Raw genomic sequence first — 9,289 nt, forward strand, 5'->3', positions numbered from 1 at the left:
CCACCCGGACGTTGGCCTGCCGGCCGTGCGTCCTGGTATCGCGGCTCGGGATACCGCGGCTCCAACCCGGAGATCACCACCCGCTCGATCTTCTGTCCCGTCAGTCGCTCGATACGCGAGAGCTTGGGCCAATCCTGCCGACCAATCAGCGATACCGCCGTGCCGACATCACCGCCGCGGCCTGTACGGCCGATACGATGAACATAGTCTTCCGGCGAATTGGGCAGATCAAAGTTCACCACCAGGGAGAGGCCGCGAATGTCCAGTCCGCGGGCCGCCACGTCAGTGGCCACCATGACCTGGACCCGACGGTTACGCAGCTTCTCCACGGCACGGCGCCGTTCGTGCTGGCTCATATCCCCATGCAGCGATGTGCTGCGATGGCCGCGTTCGCGCAGCTGCTGGGCAAGGACATCGGCACCCTTTTTGGTCGAGGTGAAAACCAGTGCCTGCTCGCCGTCATCACGCAGTACCCGATCCAGCAAATCCTGCTTGTGATCAAAGTGATCCGCCTGATGCAGCCGCTGGGTAATCGATTCGTGCCGCGTGGTGACCTGATCGATTTCGACCCGCACCGGCTCTTTCAGCAAACGCCTCACCACCCGCTGCACCGAACCTTCGAAGGTGGCGGAAAACAGCAAGGTCTGGCGATCGTTGGGCGTGGCGGCGGCGATACGCTCGACGGCGTCGACGAAGCCCATATCGAGCATGCGGTCCGCCTCGTCCAGCACCAGCAGTTCAAGTCGTGAGAAATCGACGCGGCCGCGTTCCATGTGGTCCATCAATCGTCCCGGGGTGGCTACCAGCAGGTCCAGCGGCTGGCGCAGCAGCTTCTGCTGCGGCGGGTACGGCATGCCACCTACCACCGCGCCGCTGCTCAGACGCGTGAAGTGGCCGAGGCTGCCGATCGCCTCCGAAACCTGGGTCGCCAGCTCACGGGTTGGCGTCAGTACCAAAACCCGGGGTCCGACTCCGCCTTTTGCAGCTGGAGTAAGTAGACGTTGAAGAGCGGGCAGTACGAAAGCGGCGGTCTTGCCGGTTCCGGTCTGGGCCGACGCCATCAGATCACGCCCTTCCAGGGCCAGTGGAATGGCCTGGCGCTGGATCTCGCTGGGGGTTTTGAAGCCAAGGCGCTCAATAGCACGCAGCAGAGTGGGATTCAGTGCAAGTTGTTCAAAAGACAAATAAATATCCTCAGCCGCCGGTATGGCGACGTGGCGTGTGGACGTGCAGAAGCAGGAGCACGTAGCGGTGACACCGCAGGACGTCGCAAACCGGTGGGCCAGGAATGAGCTGGACAGGGGAGAGTGACGCGATGGTTGGTAAAACGGGAACAGTATAGCACGGAATTCAGGGCGCTGCTCGCCACCCGCTCAGGGATTTCTGAGGGGTTCGCTTCATCAATGTAATAGCCTCCGCTTTTCCGACGCAATATAGGACACCCTCAATACCCGACGGTTGCACTCAGGTTTGAAAAAGGCCATGCTCTCGGTTATGCACACCCTGAATACGCTTCCTTTCGACAACAGTTACGCCCGGCTCCCGGACGGCTTTTATTCCCGACGGGTACCGAGGCCTCTGGAGAATCCGCGCCTGGCGGCATTTAACCCCGATGTTGCGGCGCTGCTGAATTTGGACCCGGAAGAGGCTCGGCGCCCCGAATTCGTAGCAACCATCAATAGCGAGCACCCCCTGCCAGGGAGTGAGCCCATCGCAATGCTCTACTCCGGCCATCAGTTCGGTCATTACGTACCGCAATTGGGGGATGGGCGGGCAATCCTGTTGGGCGAGGTAATTGACCCACGCGGCGAGCGCTGGGACCTGCATCTCAAAGGTGCCGGTGAAACGCCCTATTCCCGAAGCGGTGACGGTCGGGCGGTGCTGCGTTCGACCATCCGCGAATACCTCTGCGGTGAAGCAATGCACGGCCTTGGTATTCCCACCACTCGTGCCCTGTGCCTGCTCGACAGCGAAGAGGCGGTCTATCGGGAAAACGCGGAACGAGGCGCGCTGCTGCTTCGGGTCGCCCCCAGTCACCTGCGCTTCGGTTCATTCGAGGTATTCTATTACCGGAGTCAATTCCAGCATCTGAAAAGGCTTGCCGACTATGCCATTCACCAACACTTCCCGCAATTGCAGGATGCCTCCGACCCGGCCACGGCCCTGTTTCGGGAGGTGAACGAGCGCACCGCCCGGCTCACGGCGCAGTGGCAATTGGTCGGGTTCGCTCACGGAGTGATGAACACCGACAATATGTCCCTTTTGGGATTAACGCTGGATTACGGCCCCTTCGGTTTTCTTGATGCCTACAATCCCGGGTTCGTCTGCAACCATTCGGACCACACCGGCCGTTACGCCTTTGACCGCCAGCCCAGGATTGGCCAATGGAATCTCAGCTGCCTGGGACAGGCACTGCTGCCCCTCATGGAAGGCGACCCGGGCGAGGCAGCAGAAAAAGCCAACGCTGTACTGGAAGAGTACGACGACCACTTCGCCTCACATTATGCAACCGGCATGCGACAGAAACTCGGGCTGCGTGATACGCGGCCCGAGGATGGTGCGCTCGCTACCGATCTGCTCAAGCTGATGTCCGACGCAGGCGCTGACTACACCAACACATTCCGTGCACTTGCGGACTTCGACAGCCACCCGGAAGCCGGTAACGACCGGCTCCGCGATCGCTTCGTCGATCGCGAGGCCTTCGACAACTGGGGGCAACGCTACCGCCGCCGCATCCAGGCCGAAAACAGCCAGGACAGCGAACGGGCAGCGCGTATGAACGGAATCAACGCTCACTACATCCTTCGCAACCATCTGGCACAAAACGCCATAGAAAAGGCAGAGCAAGACCGCGACTACTCAGAGATCGAAATCCTGCAGACGCTCCTGAAGGACCCATTCACCGAACGTTCCGGTATGGAGGCCTACGCGGAAGAGCCCCCCGAAGGGGAACAGCGACTGGTGGTAAGCTGCTCGTCATGACGGAAGGGATGGCACCAAATTTCACAGTGACCGCTCAACATCACACTCGGTTAGCCCTGATAAGATTAAGGAGAGGTAATTGAACAGTATAATTTCTGGTTTCATCAATCGTTGGCGCACACCGGAAGAGGCCGTACAGGAGGTGACCGAGTACGCACCCGCTCCGGGTACCGGGATCCGATATTCTCCTGAGCTCATCGAAGAGTTCAAGAATGATCATGAGCGCTTCTTCGCATTACACCGCGCTATCGTGGCCACCCACCAGCGGGAAGATTTCTTTCCAATCCCCTCGCTCATGAGTGAATTCGAGGCTGCTCTTACAGGCCACCTGCTCATCGAACGGGTGCGCTTATATGCCTATATGGATGCCTATTTTTCTGTCGACCAGAAGACCCGAGAAATGCTTCGGAACTACCGCACGGAGATGGACCGCATCGGCGATTCGGTGATGCAGCTGTTCCGCAAATATCGAAATATCGATACAGAAGTGGCGCTCAGACAAAGCTTCGGCCGCGATTTCGAGGAGCTTGGAAAGGTGTTGGCCGAGCGCATGCAGCGCGAGGAATCTATTTTGTATCCTCTGTATATGCCTGTAGTAACGTAACGGCACTGTTCTGATACAGCAGGTGTGGTTCGACGCCCGTCTTCTGTGTGAAACGCTCTCGTATGGTCACAGGTTGCTCCTCGGCCTCGGCCCTTGACCGGACGAGCACAACGACCGTGACCTTTTGAGCACGACACCGGAAGCGGGGTCGCACCAAAGCTGGTTCATGCGCTGCCTGAACGAGGAGATCGCCCGCAAGGCGAATGAGAAAGACAACTGTACCGGCCGTTTCCGGGAGGGCCGTTTCAACTCCCAGGCGCTGATCAGGACCAAGCAAGCGCACCGAGCCGGGCTCTTCAGATGGATAACGTCCATTCCCATGCCAAACCGCTGATCCTTGGTGTCGCGGAAGTAGGTTTCGATCCCCGTGCCTCTCAATCGTATCTGGGCGATGGACCTCACCGGCACGTCGGACACGGGCGGCAAGGTCCACCACATCCTCGGCCTGGTGGAGCATGGCTCTCGGGCTAATCTCTGTTTGCATGGCTTATGCGACAAGGCGAGCATCACCCTCCTCCGCCATCTGCTCGATGCCATCGAGAAGTACGGAAAACCGACATTTCTGCGTACGGACAATGAAGCGATATTTACCTCACGGCTGTTTCGCTTCGGGCTTGGGCTGCTGGGGATCAGGCACCAACGCACCGACAAGGGGTGTCATCTCCTTGTCCTTGCCAACCGCTTTGCCGTTGTTGCTCTTGTCGATGTTTTTGCCGTTGCCGTTGGCCGCTCCCGGCGTCCTGCCTCCCGCGGCATTAGCACTTCCCTGTGCGTCATTGCTCTTCTCCGGGCTGTCGCTCGTCTTCGTCTGCCCGGGCAGGGTCTTGGCGTCGGTGACGCCGTCATAGCTACGGATGAAGCTGGTGCCGCCGGTGACCTTGGTCACGATTCGTGAGTTGCCCACGAAGATGACGTCCAGGGAAGGACTAATGCCGCGGAGCACAGGGATGTGCAAGAGCGGCGCTGCTTGGAGCCGATGGAGCCGTTTCGCTCCGAGAAGTAGGGGTTGACGTAGACTGAGGTTTTGACGGCTCTGCTTGATGATCCGCTCGCCCTGGTCGTCATAGCCATAGGTGCTGGTCTTGCCCTTGTCGTCGATGGACTGGATGCGGTTCTCATCAGATAGCGGTAGCTCCAGTCGCAGCTGGTTGCCTTTTTTGGTCTAGTCGTCATGAAGTCGATGTTAAAGGCCAGGGTGGCCGGTCGGCGGCTTCTGCCTGCGGTACCCTGATACAGTCTTGCAAACATGGGAAAAATCCGCCCTGCAAGCGGTGACGGAGTTCGCAGGATGAGGAGAAACCCTATATTTTACCGAAGCTTGTCAGCACCCATGCCTGCACCAGGAGATTGTCCTGTGATGCGTGCTTTTGCATCGACCAAACCGCCTATATACTTGAAAACAGCAGGTGAGGAAGCAGAGATCCAATCGGCGCTACGTTCGTTGATGACAAGGCTTCAACGCTCAACCGACTCGCGAGGACCATACCATGCAACATGCAAAACAGGACGCCCTGGAGACCATCGGTAAGCTGCCCGATGACGCCGATATGGACGAGATCATGTACCGCCTCTATGTATTGGATAAAATCCGCAAAGGACAGGAGGCGGTGGAACAGGGTCGCACCACAAGTAGCGAGAACTTAAAGCATGAGATCGATTCATGGTGATCTGGTCGGATCCGGCCAAAGCCGATCTACGATCCATTCATGACTTTATCGCGCACGACTCCCAGCACTACGCAAAGAAGGTTACCCAGGATATCGTCGCCAAGACCAATACTCTTGGCGAGTTGCCCCGTGTGGGCCGGGTGGTGCCGGAACTCAGTAACGAAGCCATCCGCGAGCTGTCGCTCTACTCCTACCGCATCCTCTACGAAATCAAGGAACACGGCGTCTTTGTGCTCGCTGTGATCCACAAGCGGCGGGATTTGCAGCCTGAAATGCTCGAGCGGTAAACCGGCAAGGCTCGAGATCAATAAAGCAGAAAATCCGCAGACGGATACCCCGGCACAATCTGATGGAGGTTTCTCATCCCGTTAACCCGAACACCGTCTTACTGCCTGGCACGGCCGAAACTACCACGTTTTCACAGCGGGATATGCGGCTGCAGGGATGGTTTATTTCATCAGGGTCTTTTTCGTTTGCGGGATATTCGGTTGGGTTGCTGTTATTCGTCTGCGCCGGACATACAGGTCAATGCCGCGGTTTGGGCGGCGGAAAGTTCTGCTCGGTAAGCCATCGATCTGCCACCGTTCTACGAAAAAACCCGACTGGGTGCCGAAGGAGATCATCCGCATGAAGGCGCTGATGCGGGACGCTGGCTGCCGTTCACTGGCGGACACCTTCAATCGGCGCTTCGCCCATGCAGGAACGACCGTCGGAAAGACCTATGTAAGTGATACGATTCGCAAGTACCGGTACGAGATCCTGTTGCTGCGAAAGCGCCTGAAGAACCGTCCGCCCAAACCCATGCCGATCAACAAAGTTTGGGCTATGGATTTAACGGGCAAAGCCGATGCGACTGGACAGATCCATAGCATCCTTGGGCTGCTCGAACACGGCTCACGGGTCAACCTGTGCCTTCAAGCTCTCCGTGATAAATCCAGCCTCACCCTCCTCCGCTGCCTGATCGCTGCTGTTGAGCGATACGGAAAACCGGAGTGCTTGCGTACGGACAATGAGGCGATATTCACCTCACGGCAGTTTCGCTTCGGGCTCTGGCTTCTTGGGATCAGGCACCAGCCGATCGAAAAAGGCTGTCCGTGGATGAATGGCAGAGTCGAGCGATTCTTCGGCACCTTGAAGTCCAAACTGGATCGGTGGGAAATCGACTCAGCGGACCAATTGAACCGCGCCCTGGTGCCTTTTCGCTTTTGGTACAACCATGTGAGGCCGCATCAACACCTGGACGGCCGCACACCGGCTGAGGTCTGGAAGGATGATGATCTCGATTTCCGGCCACGGACAGAATCCTGGTTTGCTGCCTGGGACGGGCTGCTTACAGGATATTACCTGCGAGTATGAGTCGCGGCTACCGCGAGAAAAAGCCGCAATTCATGGTCAGGCCGACTGTCCGGGGAAACCTGTGCCTTGAATGCCGATAGCGCAAGAATTCGATCGGTTCGCCTTAGCCATCCTGGCTGTAAACGGGCTATTTTCTTTCGGGACTGTGCCGCGGTTCTCGTAAATCGCCGGGGTAAAGTGAAAAATCGGCCAGTTCCGGCCACCATCCAGCCCGCCGGACACGCGGACGGGACACCTCTTTGGTTTTCAACGACTCCGACCCCATTGATCGCCATTGATCGGATTCAGCTCAAAGGCCGATGGTTGCACGAGGCCGGATTTGCGATTGGTACGTCGGTCAGGGTACGCGTCAGTCCCGGGCGGCTGGTGCTGACTATCGAGGGGTGAGAAAAAGACAAAGCCCCGCTCGGCGATGGCGGGCGGGGCTTTTGATTTAGTAGCAGTCACCAGAATTCGATTAGGCTTTGGGGTTCATACGAAAATTAATCTATCCCGGTTCACCTTATATGAGCCAATCGCAACTCATTTTTTCCTTGTAAGAGTCTATTTGAATAAACCCGTTATTGTTATCCAAACAGATTCGAAATTCTTTACCATCAACCAGAGCCTCAATATCGACTGATTGTTTAGCAAGATTTACGTGCCTGCTGTCGTCTGAAAAATTAGTAATCGACAAGACGTCAGAAAAATGATCACCAGAACGATCTGACAGGATCATGCTCGTGACATATCCATCTGTTCCCACAGCAAGAGAAACCATAAAGCTTTCCGAGCCACAAACAATCTCATCCGTTGCCAACGCATTCGTTGTTTGAAAAAAAAAACCAAAACTAACAATAGCGCTCGCATAGGGTAGATCACTCCTGAAGTGCTTTATCAATACCACTAGCGACTTCCTTGGCTAACGGTACGTTTCCAGAACCATCACCTTGTACAGCCTGAACGTCCGCAGGGTTTGTGATGAATCCTGACTCAAGCAGCAGTGAGGGCCGATTTTGCCGCAAGACATGCAAATTCCTAGCACCGGGTTTCCTTACTCCCGTTGAAGTAACGGCACCCTCTATTTCCTGTTTAGCTTTTGCACCTTGTTTATTTGCAAATACTGAAAGGCCACTCGCTTTTTCAGAACCTGCGGCATCTAAGTGAACGCTAAGGAACAAATCAGGATTGTCCTTATCTGCCATATCCGTCCGCCAGCTGAGTTTTTTCAGGCTAGTATCATCTACATCACCTGTCCTTGTGTAGGACACCTCATGACCTAACTGTGTTAGCTCAGCACCAACCGCCTGGGAGAACGATAAAGCCAAATCTTTTTCTTTGTATGTTGTGTCGCCATGCTTCGCAACTGCCCCCGGATCAACCATAGGATTCGTGCTGTGATGATCTCCATGCCCCGGATCAATCATGATTTTCGCCATTCCATCCGGATCCACGAAAACAAGTGGGTTATTCCCAACATACGAGAAAAGTGCAAGATTGCTCGGCGAATAGACACCACCACTCGGTTTACCGTTTAGATACGAAGCGAGGATCGGATCCGCCGACTGCCACACACTCGTCCTCGGGTCATAATACCTTGCCCCGAAGTAATACAGCCCCGTCTCCTCATCCAGCTCCTTCCCGGTGAACAGATACGGACTTTTCTCCGTATTACCCCCCTGCTGCACCCAGGTCTCGCCGAACGGGAAGTACTGGATGTGCTCGTGCACCTCGCCGTTCTCCCGGGTGACGTAGCCGGTGGAGCCGAGGTGGTCCGGGTGGTAGTAGAAGAGCTGCTCTCCGTTGGAGCCGAGGGTGACGATTTCCTCCTCGGTGCCGTCGGTATTGTCACCGATGGTACCGTCTTCGATGCCTCCGTCGCTACCGTCCTCCTGGCTGTCGGGGATGCCGTTGCCATCCTCGTCGCAGTGCTCTTCGATGAGGTGCTTGTTCTTGCAGGTGTTCATCGCCACTTCATTGGCTCGGTCGGAGCGGTTGTCGACGCCCTGGCCGGGGTGGGAGCCCTGCTTGAAGTTGCCCTTGGTCTTGGCTTTGGTGTTTTTGTCCTTGCCAGGTGATTTGCCGTTGTTGTTTTTCTCCTTGTCCTTGCCCAGGGCTTTACCGTTGTTGGTCTTCTCGGTGTTTTTGTCCTTGCCGTTGGCCGCTCCCGGCGTCCTGCCTCCCGCGGCATTAGCACTTCCCTGTGCGTCATTGCTCTTCTCCGGGCTGTCGCTCGTCTTCGTCTGCCCGGGCAGGGTCTTGGCGTCGGTGACGCCGTCATAGCTACGGATGAAGCTGGTGCCGCCGGTGACCTTGGTCACGATTCGTGAGTTGCCCACGAAGATGACGTCCAGGGAAGGACTAATGCCGCGGAGCACAGGGATGTGCAAGAGCGGCGCTGTTTGGAGCCGATGGAGCCGTTTCGCTCCGAGAAGTACTGATTGACGTAGACAGTCAGGTTCTGGCGGGACTGTTTGATGACCCGCTGGCCGGCATCGTCGTAGCCGTAATGGCTCACCTTGCCGTGGTCGTCGATGGACTGAATGCGGTTTTCATCGGTCGCTCACAGCATCCTGCCTCCCGCGATACTTGTCCATCCCTGGACATCGTCCGCTGATGGCCCCGTAGGTGGCGTTCTTATCGTCGCTCCAGCCGAGCTGGTTGCCGTTGGCATCAAAGCTGAAGGTGCGCCCGATGATGC

General features: G+C 56.8%; 10 protein-coding genes and 1 pseudogene. 7 read left to right on the forward strand and 4 right to left on the reverse strand.

All coding sequences use genetic code 11. From position 1 onward, the window contains the following. Nucleotides 1-1,184: DEAD/DEAH box helicase (locus Q7L05_RS15805; RefSeq protein WP_303908928.1), on the reverse strand; the 1,184-nt coding region annotated here is incomplete at its 3' end. A 310-nt stretch (nt 1,185-1,494) separates the two neighbouring features. Here Q7L05_RS15805 and Q7L05_RS15810 point away from each other — a divergent pair. The 3 genes and pseudogenes from Q7L05_RS15810 to Q7L05_RS15820 all read left to right on the forward strand — a co-directional run. After that, nucleotides 1,495-2,982, forward strand: a complete 1,488-nt coding sequence (locus Q7L05_RS15810) for a protein adenylyltransferase SelO (RefSeq protein ID WP_317623146.1) — start codon at nt 1,495-1,497, stop codon at nt 2,980-2,982. A gap of 142 nt (nt 2,983-3,124) precedes the next feature. Beyond that, complete coding sequence (locus Q7L05_RS15815; RefSeq protein WP_303908934.1) at nt 3,125-3,586, forward strand: hemerythrin domain-containing protein; 462 nt, start codon at nt 3,125-3,127, stop codon at nt 3,584-3,586. Nucleotides 3,587-3,743: 157 nt separating this feature from the next. Next, nucleotides 3,744-3,851 (forward strand): annotated as a pseudogene (locus Q7L05_RS15820) (transposase); the annotation flags it as partial. A gap of 327 nt (nt 3,852-4,178) precedes the next feature. On the opposite strand, the gene Q7L05_RS15825 reads toward Q7L05_RS15820, so the two are convergent. Continuing rightward, a complete protein-coding gene (locus tag Q7L05_RS15825; RefSeq protein WP_303908937.1) occupies nt 4,179-4,490 on the reverse strand; it encodes a hypothetical protein in 312 nt (103 codons plus the stop codon). 583 nt (nt 4,491-5,073) lie between these two features. Between Q7L05_RS15825 and Q7L05_RS15830 the strand changes: the two genes are divergently transcribed. The 4 genes from Q7L05_RS15830 (at nt 5,074) to Q7L05_RS17545 (ending at nt 6,996) form a co-directional block, all read left to right on the forward strand. Further along, nucleotides 5,074-5,253 (forward strand): hypothetical protein, encoded by a 180-nt coding sequence (locus Q7L05_RS15830; RefSeq protein ID WP_303908940.1) that lies wholly within the window; start codon nt 5,074-5,076, stop codon nt 5,251-5,253. Next, complete coding sequence (locus tag Q7L05_RS15835) at nt 5,247-5,540, forward strand: type II toxin-antitoxin system RelE/ParE family toxin (RefSeq protein ID WP_303908943.1); 294 nt, start codon at nt 5,247-5,249, stop codon at nt 5,538-5,540. The genes Q7L05_RS15830 and Q7L05_RS15835 overlap by 7 nt, the downstream gene beginning before the upstream one ends. Before the next feature lie 340 nt (nt 5,541-5,880). Beyond that, a complete protein-coding gene (locus Q7L05_RS15840) occupies nt 5,881-6,609 on the forward strand; it encodes an integrase core domain-containing protein (RefSeq protein WP_303908946.1) in 729 nt (242 codons plus the stop codon). 177 nt (nt 6,610-6,786) lie between these two features. Then, on the forward strand, nt 6,787-6,996 hold the full coding sequence (locus Q7L05_RS17545) for a SymE family type I addiction module toxin (protein WP_411293346.1): 210 nt from the start codon (nt 6,787-6,789) through the stop codon (nt 6,994-6,996). Between the two features lie 115 nt (nt 6,997-7,111). Here Q7L05_RS17545 and Q7L05_RS15845 read toward each other — a convergent pair whose 3' ends face one another. Continuing rightward, nucleotides 7,112-7,495, reverse strand: coding sequence for a hypothetical protein (locus Q7L05_RS15845; protein WP_303908951.1), 384 nt, complete (start codon nt 7,493-7,495; stop codon nt 7,112-7,114). Then, complete coding sequence (locus Q7L05_RS15850) at nt 7,467-8,909, reverse strand: N-acetylmuramoyl-L-alanine amidase (RefSeq protein ID WP_303908954.1); 1,443 nt, start codon at nt 8,907-8,909, stop codon at nt 7,467-7,469. Before Q7L05_RS15850 ends, Q7L05_RS15845 begins: the two co-directional genes overlap by 29 nt. Nucleotides 8,910-9,289 lie beyond the last annotated feature (380 nt).

Source organism: Thiohalomonas denitrificans (assembly GCF_016841685.1).
In the GTDB taxonomy this organism is placed as follows: Bacteria; Pseudomonadota; Gammaproteobacteria; order Thiohalomonadales; family Thiohalomonadaceae; genus Thiohalomonas; species Thiohalomonas denitrificans_A.

What these genes read in the sequence shown, in the direction of transcription:
- Q7L05_RS15830 (WP_303908940.1), top strand. Translation starts at nt 5,074, where the DNA reads ATGCAACATGCAAAACAGGACGCCCTGGAGACCATCGGTAAGCTGCCC.
- Q7L05_RS15835 (WP_303908943.1), top strand. Translation starts at nt 5,247, where the DNA reads ATGGTGATCTGGTCGGATCCGGCCAAAGCCGATCTACGATCCATTCAT.
- Q7L05_RS15810 (WP_317623146.1), top strand. Translation starts at nt 1,495, where the DNA reads ATGCACACCCTGAATACGCTTCCTTTCGACAACAGTTACGCCCGGCTC.
- Q7L05_RS15840 (WP_303908946.1), top strand. Translation starts at nt 5,881, where the DNA reads ATGAAGGCGCTGATGCGGGACGCTGGCTGCCGTTCACTGGCGGACACC.